The following is a 20,423-nucleotide window of genomic DNA, read 5'->3' on the forward strand; positions in this document are numbered from 1 at the left end:
AGGGCGCAACACTTTTTTTGGCCCGGAAACCCCCCCCTCCCTCGGCCCGGCAGGGGAAGGGGGCCCTCCCCCCGCTTGGGGTGGTGTGGGTGACGGTCTCGCACGCGCGTATGTGTGTCATGAAAGGGGCTTTCAGGACGAAAACCGTCCTGAAAGCCCCTTTCATGACACACCCAGAAGCGTCAGTCCGCGACCGGAGCGAGCTTGCCCGCCTCCCAGGCCGCACGCCGCTTGGCCTGCAGCACCGGGTCCGCCACCGGAGCGGCCGAGAGCAGGCGGCGCGTGTACTCCTCGCGCGGCGAGTGCAGCACCTGGTCACGGGTGCCGACCTCGACGAGCTTGCCGTGCTGCATCACCGCGACACGGTCGGCCAGCAGGTCGACGACGGCGAGGTCGTGGCTGATGAACAGGCACGCGAACTGCAGCGAGCGCTGCAGGTCGAGGAACAGGTCCAGCACCCGGGCCTGCACCGAGACGTCCAGCGCCGAGGTCGGCTCGTCCGCGATCAGCAGCGCCGGGTCGAGCGAGAGCGCCCGCGCGATGGCGACGCGCTGGCGCTGGCCGCCGGACAGCTCGTGCGGGTACCGGTTGCGGTAGTGGCCGCCGAGCTCGACCTTGTCCAAAAGGGACGCCACACGCTCGTTCAGCGCCTTGCCCGCCAGGAACTTGTGCAGCACCATCGGCTCGGCGATCGACTCGCCGATGGTCATCTTCGGGTCCAGCGTGGACGCCGGGTCCTGGAACACGATCGAGAAGTAGCGGCGCAGCGGGCGCAGATCCTTGTTGGACATGTTCGTGATGTCCTTGCCCGCGATCGAGACGGTGCCCTCTGTCGGGGTCAGCAGGCGGATCGCGCAGCGGCCGACGGTCGACTTGCCGGAACCGGATTCGCCGACCAGGCCCACGATCTCGCCCTTGGCGATGCTCAGCGAGACGTCGTCCACCGCGCGGTTCTTCGCCTGGCCGCGGCGGCCGGGGTACTCCAGCACGAGGTTCTTGATCTCGAGCGCGGGCGCGTTCTCCTCGATCACGGCCGCGAGTTCGCTGTCCTCGAGGCGGATCTCCTCGGCGATCTTCGAAGCCTCGTCGCTGTCGGCGGAGATGCCGGCGTCGTCGAGCAGGCGGCGTCCTTCGGGGCGCTGGCCGAGCACGGGCACCGCGGCGAGCAGCTTGCGGGTGTACTCCTCCCGCGGCGACGCGAACAGGTCGCGCACCGGCGCCTCTTCGACGATGTTGCCCTGGTACATCACGACCACGCGGTCGGCGAGGTCGGCGACGACGCCCATGTCGTGCGTGATCAGCACGATGGCGGTGTTGAGGGTGTCACGAAGCTTGCGCAGCAGGCCGAGGATCTCCGCCTGCACGGTGACGTCGAGTGCCGTGGTCGGCTCGTCGGCGATGATCACCTTCGGGTCGCACGAGATCGCCATCGCGATGACGACGCGCTGGCGCAGACCGCCCGAGAGCTGGTGCGGGTACTGCTTGAAGCGCAGCGGCGGGTTCGGGATGCCGACCATCTCCAGCAGCTCGATGGCGCGCTTGTCGGCGGCTTCCTTCGAGATGTCCTGGTGGGAGCGGAGCGCCTCGCGCAGCTGCCAGCCGACGGTGTAGACCGGGTTCAGCGCGGTCATCGGCTCCTGGAAGATCATCGCGACCTGGTTGCCGCGGATCTTCTGGAGGTCCTTCTCCTTGAGGTCGGCGAGGTTGCGGTCGCCGAGGCGGAGTTCGCCCGCGATCCGGCTCGTCTTCGGGAGCAGCCCGAGCACCGACATCGAGGTCACCGACTTGCCGGAACCGGACTCGCCGACCACCGCGACGATTTCACCAGGCTTGACGTCGAATCCGATGCCCTTGACGGCGTCGACCACGCCGTCGTCGGTCGGGAACGAGACGCTCAGGTCGGAGATGGACAGAACCGAACCCGACACGCCGCCGAGGTCCGACGATGCTGCTTCAGTGCTCACCAAGATGCCCTTCGTGGGGGTACATATGGTCACGGCGCAAAGCCCGTGACTCGCGCGAGGATAACCGAGAGTCGCCCGACTAAGGTCGGTGCTCGGGGCTTCCGTTCCCGACACCCTATAAAGGAAAGCGCGCCGTGTTCGAATTAGTCTTCAAGCCGTGATCTCCGCGCGGCCCAAATTGCTCCTCGTGCACGCCCATCCGGACGACGAGAGCATCACCACCGGCGGCACCATCGCGCGCTACGCGGCCGAAGGCGCCGACGTGACCGTCGTCACGTGCACTCTCGGTGAGGAAGGCGAGATCATCCCGCCGCTTCTCGCCGGGCTCGGTTCGTGGGCTTCCGATCAGCTCGGCGGCTACCGCGCGGGCGAACTGGCGTCGGCCTGTGCCGCGCTGGGCGTCACCCGGCACCGGTATCTCGGCGGCATCGGGCGATGGCGTGACTCGGGGATGGCCGGGACGCCGTCCGCGGCCCACCCGCGCGCGTTCTCCGGCGGCGACCTCGACGAGCAGGCGGCCCAGCTCGCGAAGATCCTCGACGAGGTCCGGCCCGAGGTCGTCGTCACTTATGACGCTTTCGGGGGTTACGGGCATCCCGACCACATCCGCGCGCACGAGATCACGATGGCCGCCGCGCCGAAGGCATCTTCGGTCGAGCGGGTCTTTCACACCGTTTCTTCCCGCGACGCCGTCACCGCCGGGCTCGCCGCGCTGCGCGGGCGCTCGGCGTTCCGCGTCCCCGAAGACGGTGAACTGCCGGTGACACCGGACGAGACGATCACGACCGTTCTCGACGTCGGTGCGCATCTCCCCGCGAAGGCCGCGGCGCTGCGGGCGCACGAGACTCAGGTCAGCGTGCCCGCCCCGCCGCATCTCGCGGACCACTTCGCGCTGAGCAACGACGTCGCGCAGCCGATCACCCCGTACGAGTACTTCGTGCTCGCCCACGGACCGGCCGAGGGTGCCGCGGCCGACCTGTTCGGGGGACTGGCCAAGTGACGGTGACGCCGCCTCTTTCGACCGGACGGCGCTTGATGCTGGTGGTGCTGTGCTTCGCCGCGCTTCTGCTCGGGCTGCTCGAACTGTTCTTCCTGCCGCTGCGGCTCGACGGCATCGTGCTGCCGAAGCTCGGTGACGCCCCGTTCCCGGTGACCGTGGTGCTCGCGGTGATCACGACACCGCTGTTGGTGAGGACGACCGCGAAAGTGGTCCGGCCCTCCTTTTCGGTGATTCCGCTGCTCGTCTGGGTACTTGTCGTACTGGGAATGGGCGTGACCGGGCCAGGTGGTGATCTGGTGCTGGTACAGGACTGGCGGGCACTGCTGCTGATCGGCGGTGGCGCCCTTCCGGGAGCGCTGGCGCTGGGCAGCGGTCTGGGCACGGCGGCGAAAGCCGCCAAGGGAGGCGAAGATGGGTGAAGCGATTTCGGATCGCCAGGTCGTGGCGGTGCTGCGGCCGTTCGTCCGCGCCTGCGGTCCGATGGTCGACGCGCTGCGTGACGCGGATCCGTTCGGCTTGCAGGCCAGGGGGCGGCGTGAGGACGCGCTGGAAGGCGTCGAGCCCAAGCTGAAGGACAAGCTGCTCGACGGGATCACCTCGGTCAAGGTGCCCGGCACCGCGGCCTGGGCGGAGATGACGAACTACCAGCGGACCGACTGGTGGGTGAACCGGGTCGGCCGGTTCACCGCGTTGATCACCGCGATCCCCGGTCTCGGCGGCGCGCTCGCCGACAGGCTGCCCGTGCAGGACGCGCTCGGCTCGGCGTCGCAGGGAGTGTTGCTGTGCGCGATCGCGGGGGAGTACGGCGTGACCGACGTCGGCGCCCGCGTCCGGCTGATCGCGTGGGTGCTCTTCGAACGCGACATCGATCCGGTGGTCGCGGCGGGTAAGCACGCCGAACACGACAAGGCCGCCGAAGACGACGAAGCGGCGAAGCTCACCGAAGAACTCGACGAAGCGAAGAAGAAGCACGGCAAGGTCACGCTGAAGGCGGCCGCGGGCACGCTGTGGCGACTCGGCCGGGGACTGCTGGGCATCGTCGAAGAACTGGAGAAGCGGCCTCGCGGCCGTCTTTTCCATCGTGCACTCGGGAAGTTGCCGGTCGTCGGCATGGCGGGCGACTACCTCGGCGAGCGATCCGGCCTCAAACGAGTCTGGAAACGGGCGCACGAGTGGTTCGTCGAACACCCCGACGGCGAACTCAGTTCCAGAACGTGAACGCGTCCTGGCCGTACATGGCGGCGAGTTTGAAACCTCCGACGGTGTCGAAGATCGCGTAGGACACCTTCCACAGCAGCGGGCTGGCTCCCGGCAGAAGGAACAGCACGGCGAACAGCGCGATCGGCGCCCACGGCCGGACCTTCGCGCCGAACTCGCGCGCGCCGGGCGAAAGGTAAGGCTCGATCGCGCCCCAGCCGTCGAGGCCGGGGATCGGCAGGATGTTCAAGAGGAACGTGACGATCTGAAGCAGCGCCAGGAACGAGAGCCCGATCACGAGCCCGTTCGCCATCGGCACCAGCGCGACGAGGAGCGCCAGCACCACGCCGACGGCGAGGTTGCTCAGCGGCCCGGCGAGCGATACCCACGACTGGACGGAACGTGAACGCAGGCGCCCGTGTTCGATCCACACCGCGCCACCCGGCAGCGGGATGCCGCCGATGATGAGGAACACCAACGGCAGGATGATGGACAGCACCGGATCCGTGTATTTCCGGACGTCCATGGTCAGGTAACCCTTGTGGGCGACGCTGTGGTCACCGCCGCGGAACGCCACGACGGCGTGCCCGAACTCGTGCAGCGTCAGTGACGCGACCCAGCCGCCGGCGACGAGAAGGACCACTCCGGCGATGATCAGCGGGTCGTACTTCTGGCTGGAAATCGTGGTCGCATCACCGAAAGCCGCCAGTACACCGCCCAGGACGGTGACCGCGAGGATGCCGAGGAAGATCGGGCTGGGCCGCACTGCTGATCTCTGCACCCCACCAGTCTTCCGTATGCCCGATGTGAAGTTACCGGCGTGTCCCCTTGCGCGATGGGGCGCGGGTATCCCCCGAACTCGCTACTCCGCTTGACCTGACCGCACTACACGGGTGTAATCACAGTGATGTCATTCGTCGCTGGAAGGGGGCGGCGGATGGTGTTTCAACACCGCCAGCCTGGGGAGTGCGTGGACAGCGAGGAGGCGGACGTGCGGTTGGAAGCAGATGGAAGGGAATGGGGGCAAGTCGTGGGTTGGGGTGAGGTCCCGGAGCAGCAACTGGGCGATCTCACCGAGCTTTTCGACGATGCCTCCGCGGAAGAGCAGGACTGGCAGGAACGGGCCCTCTGCGCGCAGACGGACCCGGAGGCGTTCTTCCCCGAGAAGGGCGGCTCCACCCGCGAAGCCAAGCGGATCTGCCTCGGTTGCGAGGTCAAGGACGAGTGCCTCGAGTACGCCCTCGCGCATGACGAGCGGTTCGGTATTTGGGGCGGGCTCTCCGAACGTGAGCGTAGGAAACTGAAAAAGCGAGCTGTGTGACGGCGATCTCCGGCACCCTCAGTGCGCCGGAGATCGCTTCCTGCCCCGCATCCACATAGTGGGGCCACCAACGGGTGACAGGGTCGCGTCGTAGGGTGGCGGCACTCGACTTCGCCGCCACATCTGGAGTGCCCGTTGTCTCGCACTGCCGCGTCACCTGTGCTGCGCACGGTCCCCGTACTGGCCATTGTGGTCTGTCACAACGGCGAGAACTGGTTGCCACTGGCGCTTTCCGCGCTCCGGCGCAGCGGTGTCCGGCCCCGGCACGTGCTCGCCGTGGACACCGGCTCCACCGACCGGACGGCCAAGATCCTCGCCGACGCGGCCGCGCCCGAAGGCGTCGTCGGCGGTACCGACACCACTCCCGTTCTGGACGGGATTCTCACACTTTCGGATGACGTCGGCTTCGGTGCCGCGGTCGGCGAGGCCGTCGCGCACGCCGTCGAACGCTGGGGAGATCCCGGTGGCTGGCTCTGGCTGCTGCACGACGACTGTGCGCCGGAACCGGACTGTCTCGAGAACCTGTTGGCAGCGGCCGAAAACGAGCCCGAGGCGACGGTGCTCGGCCCGCTCGCGGTGGACTGGAGCGACCCGCGGCTGATCGTCGAAGCCGGACTGTCGACCGACGCCATCGGTCACCGGCAGCAGATCTCACCCGAAGAGGCCGACACCGCGGTGCTCGCCGTGCCGAGCGCGGGATCGCTGGTGCGGCGGGAAGTCTGGCACGACCTCGGCGGCTACGACCCCGGGTTTCCCTTGCTGCGCGAGGATCTCGACTTCGGCTGGCGCGCCAACGCTGCGGGCGGCCGCGTGCTCTCGGTGGCGGGCGCCAGGCTCCGGCACGCCCGCGCGCTCAGTACCGGGCAACGGGAACCGGACGCGCTCGGCCTTTCCCTCGCGACGGCGAACCGCGCGCACGGGCTCCGGGTGTTCCTCGTCAATTGTTCCCCGTTGTCCTTTTGGTTCGGCTTGATTCGAATTCCGTTCTTCGCGCTGTTCCGGGCGCTCGCGTTCCTGCTGCTGCGCCGCACCGGCGAGGCGGGCGCGGAACTCGCGGCGACCTGGTACCTGCTGCGCGGCCGCGGCGGACTGCGCGCGGCCCGCGCCGAACGCCGGAAGACCGACCGGCCCGGTGACGTCCGCGGCCTGTTCACCGGGCGCGTGACGCGGATGCGCAACGCGGTCCGCGCCGGTGTCGTCGGCCTCGTCCGGCGCGGTGTCGAACGGGACTTCGCCCTCGGGACCGTGCCGGAGAGCGCGGACCAGGAAGGCGCCTGGATCCCGCCGGAGGCGTTGCGGGCCGGGCAAGATCGCCCCGTCGGCCCCGGCGCGCTGCCCGCCGGGGCGATGCGCGGGGTCGGCTCGCGGGGGACGGGACTCCGGCGGCCCAGCGCGGTCGTCGCGGTCGCCGTCCCCGAAGACGTATCCGAGAAACCCGCCGCGGGCAGGCCGAAACCGTCGCCGGTGCCGCGTGACGGCGGGCGGCGGCCGGAGCCGGAACTCGTGTTCGTCGAGGTCGACCGGAAGCGGGTGCTCGGCGCGACCGTGTTCGCCCCGCCGGTCCTCATGCTGGTCGTGCTGACGGCGCTCGCCTTCGTGGTCAACGGTTCCCGGCTCGGACTGGACCTCTTCGGCGGGAAACTGCTGCCCGTCGGCGGTCTCGGCGAGATCTGGTCGTCGTATCTCGCGCCGTGGCACGCGATCGCGGGCGGGACGGCGAGTCCCGCGCCCGCGACGTTGCCGGTGCTGGGCACCCTCGGCGCGATCTTCACGCCGATCGGCGGACCCGCGGCGCTGGTCGCGATCCTGCTGATCGGGGACATCCCGCTCGCCGCGCTGAGCGCCTACGTGGCCACCCGGCACCTTCGCGTGCGTCGCTGGGTTCGTGCCGTCGTCGCGGCGGCGTACGGCGTGCTGCCCGCCGCCACGGCTTCGGTCGCGCAGGGACGGCTCGATGTCGTTGTCGTGCACCTGCTGTTGCCGTTGGTGATCGCGGGCATCGTCGGGCTGCTGGTCCGGGCGGACTCGCGATGGCTGCACGTTTCCGCGCTGAGTGCGATCGGGCTGGCGCTGATCGGCGCGTTCTCGCCGCTGGCGCACGCGCTGGCGCTGGTCGGGCTGGTGGTCGGGTTCGTGGTGCTGCCCTCGCCGACCGGGCTCGCGCGGCGGATCGCGTCGGTCGGCATCGTGGTCTTCCTGCCGCTGGCGTTGCTGCTGCCGTGGCCGAGTGTGCTGCTGAGGCATCCGGAACTGCTGCTGCACGGGCTCGGCGGTGCCGCCACGGCCGCGTCCGGTGCCGATCTCGCCGGACTGGATCCCGGCGGTCCCGGCGCTTGGCCGATCGGGGTGGCGCTGGTCGCGGCCGCGATCGTCGCGCTGGTGGTCCGGCCGTCGAAGGGCGCGGGCGCCGGTGTCGCCGTCGTCGTGCTGGGTGTGCTCGGGCTCGTGGCGGTGCGGTTCGTGGCGGTGACGCCGATGACGGGCGGCGCGCACGCGACCGGGTACGCCGGGGTGCCGCTGCTGGTGATCGGCGCGGGGCTGCTGTGGACGGTGCTGGCCACCTGGCAGCGCGGCGGGACGACCGTCGAACCCGCGCCGTGGCTGACGAAGGTCACTGCTGTTGCCGGGGTGCTCGTGCTGCTGACGCTGGTGACCGGCGCGGTCGCCGCCGGCCGGGAAGGCCCGCTGCGGTCGGGTGCGCGTCCCTCGCTCGCCGCCGACGACCTGGCTTCCAGCGGACGCTCGGTCCTGGTCGTGGGCGAGCCCGTTCGGCAGACCGGGGGCCGGTTGCCGCTCTACGGCGACGACGAACTCGCGCCGACACCCGGCAGCGCCGACAGACTGGCCTCGTGGCGCCGCGACCTGCTGACCGGTTCGCCGGACGCGGTCAAGCAGGCCTTCGCGGCGGCCGCGGCCTCGGGCGTGCTGTACGTCGTGCTGCCCGCCGGTGCGGACGGTTCGGCTTTCGTCGCACTCGCGCGTGATCTGGTGGTTCTGGCGGCGCCGACCTCGGACGGGCGTCCGGTGCTGCGGCTGCTGCCCGCGGGCGGTCAGGTGGCGCTCATCTCGCCGGAACTGGCGCAGGCGGCCGTGACCGGCAAGGGCGCGCCGGGGGCGTCGCCAGGGGTGGCACCGGTACAGGCCGGGCTGCCGGACGTGCGGGTGCGCGTCTCGGAAGGGCCGACCGGACGGCTGCTCGTGCTGGCCGCGGAGTTCGAGGCGGGCTGGCAGGCGACCGTGGACGGCAAGGCCGTGCCGATCGTGCGGGCTTGGGGGCATCAGGTGGCGGTCTCGGTGCCTCCCACGCCTTCGGAGGTGGTGGTGGAGCACCAGGGCACCACCCGGAACCTGCTGCTGCTGGCGCAGATCGCCGCGGTGCTGTTCACGCTGCTGACGGCCGTGCCTACGCGGCGGCGGGACGGTCTGCCTTCTCGTTAGGTGCGGGGGCGTTGGGCTCGCCAAGTCCGTGAAGGACTCCTTGAGGGACTCTGGGTCCCTCAAGGAGTCCTTCACGGACCTGAGCTCCTGACGCGGATGCCCCCGGCGACCCGTGCAATGAACGGGCCTTTCCTTGCAAAATTCGCAAGGAAAGGCCCGTTCATTGCACGACAGCAAGTTGTCCACAGGCCAGTCCCCTTGTGGACAACTCGGGGCTACAGCACCGTTTCCGCAGGTCCCGTCGGTCCCTCGCGATACGCTGGGCTGGGGACGCCCCCCGGGGAAGGGCGGGGGCTGGGTCGGGGCGGTGTGGGAGAGAGAGTCAGTCGCCTTCGATGACGTCGGGTTCGACGCCCAGGTAGCCCGCCACCTGTTCGACGAGGACGTCGTGGACGAGTTCGGCGAGTTCGCCGGGGTCCTTCGCGCGTGCTTCGAGGGGGCGGCGGTAGAGGACGATGCGGGCGCGCGTCGGCAGTCCGGCTCGGTCGACGCCGGCGGGCACGAGCCGTGAGAGCGGGACGGCGCCGTCGTGCAGTACGCCGTCCACTCCGGCCGGTGCGCCATCCGAGCGAACTTCGGGAACGTCGTCGACGGCCACGTCGAGCTTCGTCAGCTCGTGCCGCCACCGCGCTTCGATCGGTTCGAGCGCGTCCAAAACCAGCGCGTCGAACCTCTCTGCCCTGCTAGCGGCGGCGGGAAGGGTCGACGGATACAGCGCTCCGCGCAGGCCCCGGCCGTGCCGGTCCCGGCGCATCCGCCGTCGCTGTCGGGAATCACGAGCCGTCGCCACGATCCGAAGGGTACGCGCTCGGCGAATCAAAGCGCGTGTCGCCGGTACACCTGGCCGGGGACGCGCTATCGTTCTCGATCGTGCGGAGCGTACGAAAGTGTTCGCGAACGGGTTGTCTCGAACCCGCTGTCGCCACGCTCACGTATGCCTACAGCGACTCGACAGCCGTAGTGGGGCCACTGGCCACCGCGAGCGAGCCGCACTCCTATGACCTCTGCGAGGCCCACGCCCTCCGGCTCACCGTGCCCAAGGGCTGGGAAGTCGTCCGGCACGAGGGGGCCTTCGCCGCTCCCGATCCCTCCGCCGACGAGCTGACCGCGCTGGCCGAGGCCGTGCGCGAAGCGGGCCGTTCCGACAAGCCCGCGCCCGACCCCGAACCCGAGGGTCCCTCCGGCAGGCGCGGCCACCTGCGCGTCCTGCCCGGCCGAGCCTGACACCAAGGCCCGCCGGTAGGCTTTCGAGGCGCCAGAGGGCGTTGTAACGAGACTATTGGCGGGGAGCAGGCGTGCCAGACCTTTCGGGCATCGTGAAGGCCTACGACATTCGCGGCGTGGTCGGTGAACAGCTGAACGCGGCGCTCGTCCGTGACCTCGGCTCGGCGTTCGCCCTGTTGATCAAAGCCGAGTCGGACGCGATCGTCATCGGCCACGACATGCGCGACTCCTCGCCCGAGCTGTCCGCCGCGTTCGCCGACGGTGTGACCTCGCAGGGCCTCGACGTCGTGACGATCGGTCTCGCCAGCACCGACCAGCTGTACTTCGCCTCCGGGTCGCTGAACCTGCCGGGCGCCATGTTCACCGCCAGCCACAACCCGGCGCAGTACAACGGCATCAAGCTGTGCCGTTCGGGCGCCGCGCCGGTCGGCCAGGACTCCGGTCTCGCGGAGATCCGCGACACCGTCGAGCAGGGTGTCCCCACCTTCGCGGGCCAGCGCGGCTCGGTGACCGAGAAGGACGTCCTCGCGGACTACGCGGCGTACCTGCGCAAGCTCGTCGACCTGTCCGGAAGCCGTCCGCTGAAGGTCGTCGTCGACGCAGGCAACGGCATGGGCGGCCACACCGTCCCGACGGTCTTCGCGGGCCTGCCCCTCGACGTCGTGCCGATGTACTTCGAACTCGACGGCAACTTCCCCAACCACGAGGCCAACCCGCTCGACCCGAAGAACATCGTCGACCTCCAGGCGAAGGTGCGCGAGGAAGGCGCCGACGCGGGTCTCGCGTTCGACGGCGACGCCGACCGCTGCTTCGTGGTCGACGAGCGTGGCGAGCCGGTGTCGCCGAGCGCCATCACCGCGCTGGTCGCGATCCGTGAGCTGGAGAAGGAGCCGGGCGGCACCATCATCCACAACCTGATCACGTCGAAGGGGGTACCGGAGATCGTCGCCGAGCACGGCGGCAAGCCGGTGCGCACCCGGGTCGGGCACTCGTTCATCAAGGCCGAGATGGCCAAGACCGGCGCGATCTTCGGCGGCGAGCACTCCGCGCACTACTACTTCCGCGACTTCTGGCGCGCCGACACCGGCATGCTGGCCGCGCTGCACGTCCTCGCCGCCCTCGGCGAGCAGACGGGCCCGCTGTCCGAGCTGACGGCGGAGTACTCGCGCTACGCGGCTTCCGGCGAGATCAACTCCACCGTGGACGACCAGGTCGCGCGCATGATGGCGGTCAAGGACACCTTCGCCGCGCGCGACGGCGTCGAGATCGACGAACTGGACGGGCTCACCGTGCAGCTTCCCGGCGGTGGCTGGTTCAACCTGCGCCCGTCCAACACCGAGCCGCTGCTCCGCCTGAACGTCGAGGCCGCCGACGCCGAGGCCGTCCGGGCGCTGACCGAAGACGTATTGGCGATCGTCCGTGGGTAACGAATGTGTCGTGAAAACACACATAGAGATGTCCCACAGGTAGGGAGAGACCATGGCCGTCACGCTTGACGCACAGTTGCTGGAGATCCTGGCCTGCCCGTCCCCCGATCACGCGCCGCTGCGGCCGGGGACGACGGCCGATCCGGAGGCGGACGCGCTGACCTGTACGGAGTGCGGTCGCGTGTATCCGGTCCGTGATGGAATCCCGGTACTGTTGCTGGACGAAGCCACCGAGCCGACGACCCCGGATGGCGCACATGCCGACGGTCCCTGACGATTCCCTGCTCGACGATCCCGCGCGCTTGGCCGAGGCCGACACCGCGGGGCTGCTCCGTGCCGCCGCGATGGCGGGCGCCCAGGTCCGGGCGACCGCCGAAGCCGCGGCCGAGCTCGAACTGAGCGACCGCTTGGACGTCGGGCGCCCGCGCTCGCTCGTGCTGATCGACAGGCCCGGCGTCAGCCGGACGCTGACCAGGCTGGTCGCCGCGCTGCTGACCCCGGCCTGCCCGGTGCCGGTGGTCGTCGCCGAGGTCGTGCCGAGCTGGATCGGTGCCCTCGACGTCGTCTTCGCGCACACCGACGACGCCGGTGATCGGGAGCTGGCCGCTTCGCTGGAGCGTGCCGCCCGGTTCGGGGCGACGGTCGTGCTGTCCGCTCCCGGCGAGGGCCCGGTCGCGGCCGCCGTCGCGGGCAAGGGACTGATCCTCGCGCCGAGGCTCCCGGTCCCGCCGGAAATGGCCTTCCCGCGCGGGCTCGCCGCCGCGCTGCTGACCGCGAACGCGCTCGGCCTGCTGGTGGCCGATCTGGAGCAGCTCGCCGACCATCTCGACGCGGAAGCCGAGAAGGACTACCTGGCGAGGGACTCGTTCGCGAACCCGGCCAAGGCGATGGCGCTGAAGCTGGCCGACCGCCAGCCGCTCCTGTGGGGGCTGGACCCGGTCGCGGTCGCCGTCGGCGAGCACGCGGCACACGCTTTCGCCGCCCACGCGGCCCTCGTCTGTGATGTCGAGGACTATCGCCAGGCCTTGGCAAGGCCCGCTTTGCGGCGTGCGGCATTGTCCGGGGGCGTGCAGCGCGATATCTTCGCGGACCCGGAGGAGGGGGTCGGCGTCGTGCCGAAGGTGTTGCTCCTCTCGGTTCGGACGGGGCCGGCCACGGAGGCGGCCCGCTACCAGGCGGAAGACCTGCTGCCCGGTGCGGATGTGATCGCCCCCGCCGAAGAGATCGAAACGGACGAGATCGTGCGTGCGGCCGTTCTCGCGCTGCGTTTCGAGCTGGCCGCGGTCTATCTGGGGCTGGCCGTCGGCAGTATCGGCGGCGCTGGGAGGTACACGCCTGCAACGGCGTGAGCCCCGGGTGCGACGTAAGAAATGAGGGCCGGCACCACCCGTGCCCGGCGAGGAGTTGAGGTGACAGTGGAGCTGCTGCGCAATGCCGTGCGGCCCTACGCGTGGGGGTCGAGAACGACGATCCCCGAGCTGCTGGGGCGTCCGGTGCCGGCGCCGCATCCGGAGGCGGAACTGTGGATGGGCGCCCACCCCGGCGACCCGTCCCACGTCATCGGCCCGGACGGCACCGAGCGGAGCCTGCTGGAACTCGTCGAAGCCGATCCGATCGGCCAGCTAGGCGAGGGCTGCGCCGGCCGCTGGGGCGGCAGGCTGCCGTTCCTGCTGAAGATCCTCGCCGCCGAAGAGCCGCTTTCGATGCAGGCGCACCCCTCGGCCGCACAGGCGGCGGAGGGCTACGCGCGCGAGGAGTCGTCAGGCATCCCGCGCGACGCCTCGAACCGCAACTACCCGGATCCGACGGCGAAACCGGAACTCGTCTGCGCGCTGACGGAGTTCCACGCGCTGGCGGGCTTCCGCGACCCGGAACGCACGATCGCGCTGCTGAAGGCGATCGAGACGCCGGGGCTGGCGAAGTACGCGGTGCTGCTGGACGCCCAGCCGGATCCGGCCGGGCTGCGCGCGCTGTTCACCACCTGGATCACCCTGCCGCAGGCCGCGCTCGACGAACTGCTGCCCGAGGTCCTCGATTCGTGTGTGAAGCACATCCAGGAACGCGGTGAGTTCGACGTCGAATGCCGGACCATCCTGGAACTCGGCGAGTCGCATCCGCGTGACGCGGGCGTGCTCGCGGCGCTGCTGCTCAACCGCCTCACCCTCAGCGCGGGCGAGGCGATCTACCTGCCCGCCGGCAACCTGCACCTGTACCTGCACGGCACCGCCGTCGAGATCCTGGCGAACTCGGACAACATCCTGCGCTGCGGGCTGACCCCCAAGCACGTCGACGTGCCGGAGCTGCTGCGCGTCGTCGACTTCGCGTGCGGCGAGATGCCGGTCCAGAGCGGCGAGCGCGAGGAGCGCCTGTCGGTGTACCGCACCGACGCGCCCGAGTTCGAGTTGTCGCGGATCGAGTGGGAGGCCGGGGACGACGGCGAGGTCGCCGTCCACGACGTCGGCCCGCAGATCCTGCTGTGCACCGCGGGCAGCATCCTGGTGACCGCCGACGACGGCGAGCGGGTCGAACTCCGCCGCGGCCAGTCGGTGTGGCTCCCGGCCGCCGACCCCGCCGTCCGCGTCCGGCCGCTCTCCGGTGAGCGCACCCAGGTCTTCCGCGCCACCGCCGGCACCTGCTGACCTCTCCGCGTTTCGTCCTCTAGTTGCGGTCCTTGCACGTGCAAGGACCGCAACTAGAGGACGAAACGCGTCTTGGCCGAACTGTGTGCGTTCCGTGTGGCGGGTTCCGCGATCATCATCCGAAGGGGTGACCCTGCGGTTGTCGTCGGCTCGTCCCGATACGGGCCGGCGGCTCTCCGTGGGTTGACTTCCGGGTGGTGCTCGTCTGAGGGGTCGGGCACCACCCGGTCAGGCCGGGGCGGGTTCGGTGAGCGACAACAGCAACCGGACAAGGGTCGAAGCGTTGGCGTCGTGGGGGACATCCAATCGTTTCGCCTCTTCACCCGCCGCCTCGGCCGCCTCTGTTTCCCCGACGGCTTCGTACGCCCTGCGCAGGACGTGCAGGGTGAGGCCGGTCGCGGGTTTCCCGCCCATGGCACGGAATTCGCCGAGGCATTGGCGCAGCACGGGAATCGCGCGGTCGGCGCGGCCGTCGCCGATCCAGCTCGCCGCGATCGCGCGGGTGCAGGAAAGCTCTCGCGGCCGTTCTTCGAGCGCGCCCGCCAGCCGCCGCGCGTTTTCGTACGCCTTCACCGCGTCGGCGCGCCGTCCGGCGCCGGCGAGGATCGCGCCCTGCGTGCGCAGCGACTTCGCCAGCGCCGACTTTGCCGTCGTCCGGCGCAGGACCAGGACGGATTCCTCGACCGTCTCCAGCGCCTCTTCCGGGCGGCCGTCGAGCATCAGTGACCACGAAAGCCCTTGCAGGGCGATGCCGAGCCGGCGGTCGTCGGCCGATTCCCTCGCCTCGGCGAGGATCCGGCGATCGATCTCCAGCGCTTCGGAGATCTTGCCCAGCCTGTGCAGCGCGGCGGATTCCGCCCGCCGCGCATGGGTTCCCGAATCCTCCACAGTGGACAGTTCGCGGGCCTGGGTCGCGGCGTGCAGCGATTCCCCGGCCCGGCCGAGCCCGACGAGGCAGTGCGCCAGATTGGTCTCCACCCATGCTCGCGTGGCCAGATCACCCAGCTCCGCCAGTTCCTTCGAACATTCTCGATACCCCTCGACGGCGCGTTCGTACTCGCCGCGAGCGTGCAGCAACACCGCCAGGTTCGCCTCGGCGATGACCACGATGTGCCTGTCGCCCGCCTTTCGGGCGGCGTCGCGCAAGGTCTCGTACGCCGTCCTCATGTCGGTGTAGTGGCTGTGCAGGTACAGGTACGTGCTCAGCCTTTCCAGTATCCGCAACGCTTTTCGCAGCCAGCCGACGGCGCACAGCGACGAGACGGCGGTGACCAGGTTGGCCCGCTCCACGGAGAACCACGTCCCGGGATCGCGCAACAGCCGCTCGACCAGTTCGGCCGCCAACGGCTGCGCGGGCACGTCCTGATCCGACAACGGCATCGGCACCGTCCTCGGCAGACGGCGGGCCGCCGTGTCGGCGAGGCACAGCGCCGCGTCCGACACCTTCGCGACGGTGGCCACCCGCTCGTCGTGGGTCTCCAGCTCCCGTCCGAGTTCCGTGGCGAACACGCGCACGAGATCGTGCAGGCGGAACCGCTGCTCACCGGTCGGATCGACACCGGTGGCCTCGAGCAGGCTCGCCTCGACGAGTTCGTCGATGGCCTCGTCAGCGTCCTCGCTGTCAGCGCAGTCGATGAGGGTCGACACCGCCCACGCGGGCAGATCGAGCGTGCGGGAGCGGCCGATCAACCGGAACGCGCGTCGCGCGGCCGGGCTCAAGGCCTGATGGCTCAACGCGATGCTGCCGCGCACCTGGAGATCGCTGACCTGGAGTTCGTCGAGGCGCGAGACCTCGTCCTCCAGCTTCCCGGCGAGTTTCCCGAGCGGCAGGCCCGGCCGCATGGCGAGCCTGCTGCCCGCGATCCGCAGCGCGAGCGGGAGATTGCCGCAGGCCTTGGCGATGCGCTCCGCGTCCGCTCGTTCGGCGCCCACCCGATCCGGCCCGGCCAGCCGTGCCAGCAGGGTCATCGCCTCGGCACCGGACAGCGGCGCGAGAGGGAGGCGATCCGCCCCGGCAAGCCCGGAAAGCCGCTGCCTGCTGGTGATCAGGACGGCGCTGCCCGGTGTGCCCGGCAGCAGCGCGCGGACCTGATCGGGGCCCGCGGCGTCGTCGAGCACCACGAGGACCCGCCGATCGGCGAGACGGCCGCGATAGACCGCCGCTCTTGCCTCGACGTCGTCCGGGATGGCGGGGCCGGTGACACCCAGTGCGCGCAACAGGTCGCCGAGGACGTCGGCGAGGTCTCGCGGGCTGGAGGCGCCCGCGAGCGGGACGAACAGCTGCCCGTCCGGAAAGGACCGGCGGAGCCGGTGCGCGGTGCTGACCGCGAGGGTGGACTTGCCCGCGCCGGGTTCGCCGGTGATCACCGCGACCGGGACGCCCGTGCTCGCGCCGAGCAACCCGGAGAGCTTCGCGACCTCGCCCTCGCGACCCGCGAAATCCGCGATGTCCGGGGGCAGCTGGCAGATCGGGAAGACCGGCGCGGCCTTGACGGGTGGCACCGGATCCTCACCGCGCAACACGGCGGCGTGCACGCGGCGGACCTCGGCGCCGGGCTCCACGCCGAGTTCCTCGACGAGGGTGGTGCGCAGCTCGCGGTGGACGGCCAGTGAATCGGCCTGCCGCCCGGCGCGGTGCAGCGCGGTCATCAGCTGCGCGGCCAGCCTCTCGCGCAGGGGATGCTCGGTGATCATCGCCTGGAGTTCGCCGGTGAGCTCGCCGTGCCTGCCGTCGGACAGCTCGGCGTCCACACAGTCTTCGAAAGCGGCGAGGCGTTCCGACTCGAGCCGGGCGACGTCCGCGTCGAGCCGGGGGAGATGCAGTCCCGACAGGACCGGCCCGCGCCATTCCGCCAGCGCCCGGCGATAGTGCCCGGCGGCCGCCGCCGGATCACCGGCCCGCGCCGCCGCCTTCCCCGCCGCGGCGGCCTCGCGGAAGGACAGCAGATCGAGGTCGCCGGGCTCGACGACCAGCCGGTATCCGAGCGGGTCACGCTCGATCTCCAGCCCCTCGAACCGCGCCCGCAGACGGGAGACGTAGGTGTGCAGATTCGAGGAGTACGACTTCGGTGGTGTCTCCGGCCAGAGGGTCTCGACCAGGGCGTCGACCGGGACGGACGAATTCGCGTTCAGCAGCAGGACGGCCAGCAGGGCACGCTGATGATCGCCGCGCGGCGCGGTGCGCCGCCCGGGCGGGCTCTCGATCGTCAACGGTCCGAGCACGCCGAATCGCGGCACGGGCACCTCCCAGGTCATGAGAGGGGCGAGACTAGCGAGGGGTTCCGACAATTCTGTGACCTGTCCCGCCCGGCGCCACGGGCCTCATCTGCACTGCTAGCCTTCGAACCCGGCATATCGGGACACCATTTTTTCAGGACACCAGGGGAGTTGAACGTGTCTGCAGGTGGCGGAACCAAGGCGATCATCGCCGCGCTCGTGGCGAACGCCGGAATCGCGGCCGCCAAATTCACCGGCTTCCTCATCACGGGGTCGTCTTCGATGCTCGCGGAATCCGTGCACTCGCTCGCGGACACCTCGAACCAGGGCCTCCTGCTGCTGGGCCAGAAGACCTCGCAGCGCGCGGCGACCCGCACGCACCCGTTCGGCTTCGGGCGGGACCGGTACTTCTACTCGTTCATCGTCGCGCTGATGCTGTTCAGCCTCGGCTCGGTGTTCGCGCTGTACGAGGGCATCCACAAGATCAGCGAGCCGGAGGCGCTGACCTCGCCGTGGGTGGCCGTCGGCATCCTCGTGGTCGCGATCGGACTGGAGTCGTACTCCTTCCACACCGCGATCCAGGAGTCGAAGAAGATCAAGGGCGACGCGGGCTGGTGGGCGTTCATCCGCCAGGCCAAGACCCCCGAACTGCCGGTGGTCCTCCTGGAGGACGCGGGCGCGCTGCTCGGCCTGGTGTTCGCGCTCGCGGGCGTCGGGCTCTCGGTCGCCACCGGCGACCCGGTGTGGGACGGCATCGGCACCGTCACGATCGGCCTGCTGCTCGGCGTCATCGCGGTCATCCTGATCATCGAGATGAAGAGCCTGCTGATCGGTGAGGGCGCCTCCGAGCCCGACCTCGACACGATCGTCGACGAACTCGCCGCGGGCAAGGTCGAGCGGGTCATCCACATCCGGACGCTGTACATCGGCCCGGACGAGATGCTGGTGGCCGCGAAGCTCGCGCTGGTGCCAGGGCTGGAGACCGCCGAAGTCGCGCAGGCCATCGACGACGCCGAAGCGCGGGTTCGCGCGAAGGTGCCGACGGCGAAGCTGATCTACCTCGAGCCGGACTTGGACCGCTCGCTGGCGTGAGCCGGGCGGGCCACTGTCCGCTCTCGGATGTCAGGAAAGGGGCTTTCAAGACGTTTTTCGTCCTGAAAGCCCCTTTCCTGACATCGGGGCGAGGGAAACGCCGGTTCCGTGATCACCGTGCGGGGCAACTGTCCGTATTCCGCCGATCACCGCCGCGACCTCCGCGTACTTCGTTGCTCTCCCACCGCGCTGCCGCCACGACCGGGCGATAGGGTCCCTTGAACCGCAGTCAGGTGTAGGAGGTCAAGGGTGCCCGGAAACGGTCTGTGGCGTACGAAATCCATCGAGCAATCCATCGCGGACACCGACGAACCGGGGACCAAGCTCAGGCGGAACCTGAGTGCTTGGGACCTGACCGTGTTCGGTGTCGCCGTCGTCATCGGCGCCGGGATCTTCACGCTCACCGCGCGTACGGCCGGCGACTACGCCGGGCCGTCGGTCTCGCTCTCGTTCGTCTTCGCGGCCATCGCCTGTGCGCTGGCGGCTCTCTGTTACGCGGAATTCGCGTCGACCGTCCCGGTGGCCGGGAGCGCGTACACGTTCTCGTACGCCACGTTCGGCGAGTTCATGGCGTGGATCATCGGCTGGGACCTGATCCTGGAGCTCGCTGTAGGCGCGGCCGCGGTGTCGAAGGGCTGGTCGGCCTATCTCGAAACCGTGCTTTCCTACATCTTCGGCAAGGGCACGAAAACGACGTTCGAGATCGGCGGCGTCCCCGTCGACTGGGGCGCCCTGATCGTGGTGCTGGTGCTGGCGACGCTCCTCGCTGTCGGCACGAAGCTGTCTTCGCGGTTCTCGATGGTGATCACCGGGATCAAGGTCGCGGTGGTGCTCTTCGTGATCGTGCTCGGCGTCTTCTACATCAAGGCCGCCAACTACACACCGTTCATCCCGGAGGCCCAGTCCGGCGCCGAGTCGTCGGCCACCGGGGTCGACCAATCGCTCTTCTCGGTGTTCGCGGGCAGCAGCAGTAGCTCGTTCGGCGTCTTCGGCCTGCTGGCCGCGGCGTCGCTGGTGTTCTTCGCGTTCATCGGTTTCGACATCGTCGCGACCACCGCGGAGGAGACCCGCAACCCGCAGAAGGCCGTGCCCCGCGGCATCTTCGGCTCGCTCGCCATCGTCACGGTGCTCTACGTCGCGGTGTCGCTCGTGGTCGTCGGCATGGTGAACTACAAGGACCTCGCCACTTCGGCGGGTGACGGCGGCAAGAAGACCCTCGCTTCCGCGTTCGCGGTCAACGGCGTCGACTGGGCGGCCAACATCATTTCCGTCGGTGCCCTCGCCGGTCTGACGACCGTCGTCATGGTGCTGATGCTGGGCCAGATCCGGATCATCTTCGCGATGTCGCGCGACGGCCTCATGCCGCGCAGCCTGGCGAAGACCGGCCCGAACGGGACACCGAAGCGGGCGACCATCGTCGTCGGCGCACTGGTCGCCGTCGCCGCCACGTTCTTCCCGGCGGACAAGCTCGAGGAAATGGTCAACGTCGGCACGCTGTTCGCCTTCATCCTCGTTTCGGCGGGTGTGATGGTCTTGCGCAAGAAGCGGCCGGATCTCCCGCGTGCCTTCCGCGTGCCGTGGGTGCCGTTGATCCCGATCCTGGCGATCCTCGCCTGCCTCTGGCTGATGCTCAACCTGACCGTTTTGACCTGGTTGCGGTTCATCGCGTGGATGGTGGTGGGCGTCGTCGTCTACTTCGTCTACAGCCGTCGCCATTCAGTGCTCGGCAAGCAGAACAAGGCAGAGAAGACGGAGTCCGTTTCGGACTGATCATTCTCGTTTCGGCGGCCCACCATTCCTGGCGTGGATGGTGGGCCGCTTTGTCGGGGGCCCCGGTTTCGGTGTGAAATCGGTGTGCGATAGCGTCCGGTCTCTCGCCTCACCCTGTCGGGTGAACGGAACTCG

16 protein-coding genes are annotated in these 20,423 nt (G+C 69.8%); 12 read left to right on the forward strand and 4 right to left on the reverse strand.

Annotation, left to right across the window (positions count from 1 at the left end):
* Window positions 1-182: 182 nt before the first annotated feature.
* Window positions 183-1,964 carry an ABC transporter ATP-binding protein gene (locus ACZ5IK_RS04540; RefSeq protein ID WP_465486532.1) on the reverse strand — a complete coding sequence of 594 codons (1,782 nt, stop codon included), beginning with the start codon at window positions 1,962-1,964 and terminating at the stop codon, window positions 183-185.
* A gap of 157 nt (window positions 1,965-2,121) precedes the next feature.
* Between ACZ5IK_RS04540 and mshB the strand changes: the two genes are divergently transcribed.
* The 3 genes from mshB to ACZ5IK_RS04555 are packed head-to-tail and all read left to right on the forward strand — an operon-like array spanning window position 2,122 to window position 4,182.
* On the forward strand, window positions 2,122-2,964 hold the full coding sequence (gene mshB, locus ACZ5IK_RS04545; protein ID WP_465486533.1) for an N-acetyl-1-D-myo-inositol-2-amino-2-deoxy-alpha-D-glucopyranoside deacetylase: 843 nt from the start codon (window positions 2,122-2,124) through the stop codon (window positions 2,962-2,964).
* Window positions 2,965-2,999: 35 nt separating this feature from the next.
* Complete coding sequence (locus ACZ5IK_RS04550) at window positions 3,000-3,383, forward strand: hypothetical protein (RefSeq protein ID WP_168214602.1); 384 nt, start codon at window positions 3,000-3,002, stop codon at window positions 3,381-3,383.
* Window positions 3,376-4,182: a hypothetical protein gene (locus tag ACZ5IK_RS04555; RefSeq protein ID WP_101610460.1), complete on the forward strand. Its 807-nt coding sequence runs from the start codon at window positions 3,376-3,378 to the stop codon at window positions 4,180-4,182. The genes ACZ5IK_RS04550 and ACZ5IK_RS04555 overlap by 8 nt, the downstream gene beginning before the upstream one ends.
* On the opposite strand, the gene ACZ5IK_RS04560 is transcribed toward ACZ5IK_RS04555, so the two are convergent.
* A complete protein-coding gene (locus tag ACZ5IK_RS04560) occupies window positions 4,166-4,927 on the reverse strand; it encodes a site-2 protease family protein (protein WP_101610459.1) in 762 nt (253 codons plus the stop codon). The genes ACZ5IK_RS04555 and ACZ5IK_RS04560 overlap by 17 nt on opposite strands.
* A gap of 171 nt (window positions 4,928-5,098) precedes the next feature.
* Here ACZ5IK_RS04560 and ACZ5IK_RS04565 point away from each other — a divergent pair, with 171 nt between their 5' ends.
* Together ACZ5IK_RS04565 and ACZ5IK_RS04570 are read left to right on the forward strand one after the other, a co-directional pair.
* Window positions 5,099-5,482, forward strand: coding sequence for a WhiB family transcriptional regulator (locus tag ACZ5IK_RS04565; RefSeq protein ID WP_007028952.1), 384 nt, complete (start codon window positions 5,099-5,101; stop codon window positions 5,480-5,482).
* A gap of 135 nt (window positions 5,483-5,617) precedes the next feature.
* Window positions 5,618-8,920 (forward strand): glycosyltransferase, encoded by a 3,303-nt coding sequence (locus tag ACZ5IK_RS04570; RefSeq protein WP_465486534.1) that lies wholly within the window; start codon window positions 5,618-5,620, stop codon window positions 8,918-8,920.
* A 322-nt stretch (window positions 8,921-9,242) separates the two neighbouring features.
* Here the strand turns inward: ACZ5IK_RS04570 and ACZ5IK_RS04575 are convergent, their stop codons facing one another.
* Window positions 9,243-9,674, reverse strand: coding sequence for a metallopeptidase family protein (locus tag ACZ5IK_RS04575; protein WP_005150818.1), 432 nt, complete (start codon window positions 9,672-9,674; stop codon window positions 9,243-9,245).
* Window positions 9,675-9,790: 116 nt separating this feature from the next.
* Between ACZ5IK_RS04575 and ACZ5IK_RS04580 the strand changes: the two genes are divergently transcribed.
* The 5 genes from ACZ5IK_RS04580 (at window position 9,791) to manA (ending at window position 14,210) form a co-directional block, all read left to right on the forward strand.
* On the forward strand, window positions 9,791-10,144 hold the full coding sequence (locus ACZ5IK_RS04580; protein ID WP_074038239.1) for a DUF3499 domain-containing protein: 354 nt from the start codon (window positions 9,791-9,793) through the stop codon (window positions 10,142-10,144).
* Between the two features lie 71 nt (window positions 10,145-10,215).
* Complete coding sequence (locus ACZ5IK_RS04585; RefSeq protein WP_101610457.1) at window positions 10,216-11,571, forward strand: phosphomannomutase/phosphoglucomutase; 1,356 nt, start codon at window positions 10,216-10,218, stop codon at window positions 11,569-11,571.
* A gap of 52 nt (window positions 11,572-11,623) precedes the next feature.
* Complete coding sequence (locus ACZ5IK_RS04590; protein ID WP_101610456.1) at window positions 11,624-11,845, forward strand: Trm112 family protein; 222 nt, start codon at window positions 11,624-11,626, stop codon at window positions 11,843-11,845.
* Window positions 11,829-12,920 (forward strand): hypothetical protein, encoded by a 1,092-nt coding sequence (locus ACZ5IK_RS04595; RefSeq protein WP_465486535.1) that lies wholly within the window; start codon window positions 11,829-11,831, stop codon window positions 12,918-12,920. The genes ACZ5IK_RS04590 and ACZ5IK_RS04595 overlap by 17 nt, the downstream gene beginning before the upstream one ends.
* Window positions 12,921-12,986: 66 nt before the next feature.
* The gene (gene manA / locus ACZ5IK_RS04600; protein WP_465486705.1) at window positions 12,987-14,210 is read left to right on the forward strand and encodes a mannose-6-phosphate isomerase, class I; all 1,224 of its coding nucleotides are present in this window, start codon (window positions 12,987-12,989) and stop codon (window positions 14,208-14,210) included.
* Between the two features lie 228 nt (window positions 14,211-14,438).
* On the opposite strand, the gene ACZ5IK_RS04605 is transcribed toward manA, so the two are convergent.
* A complete protein-coding gene (locus ACZ5IK_RS04605; protein WP_465486706.1) occupies window positions 14,439-17,447 on the reverse strand; it encodes an AfsR/SARP family transcriptional regulator in 3,009 nt (1,002 codons plus the stop codon).
* A 156-nt stretch (window positions 17,448-17,603) separates the two neighbouring features.
* Between ACZ5IK_RS04605 and ACZ5IK_RS04610 the strand changes: the two genes are divergently transcribed.
* Window positions 17,604-18,518, forward strand: a complete 915-nt coding sequence (locus ACZ5IK_RS04610) for a cation diffusion facilitator family transporter (RefSeq protein WP_465486536.1) — start codon at window positions 17,604-17,606, stop codon at window positions 18,516-18,518.
* 249 nt (window positions 18,519-18,767) lie between these two features.
* Entirely contained in the window at window positions 18,768-20,288 is a 1,521-nt protein-coding gene (locus ACZ5IK_RS04615; protein WP_465486537.1) for an amino acid permease, read from the forward strand.
* Window positions 20,289-20,423 lie beyond the last annotated feature (135 nt).

The organism is Amycolatopsis sp. NPDC031561 (assembly GCF_055580625.1).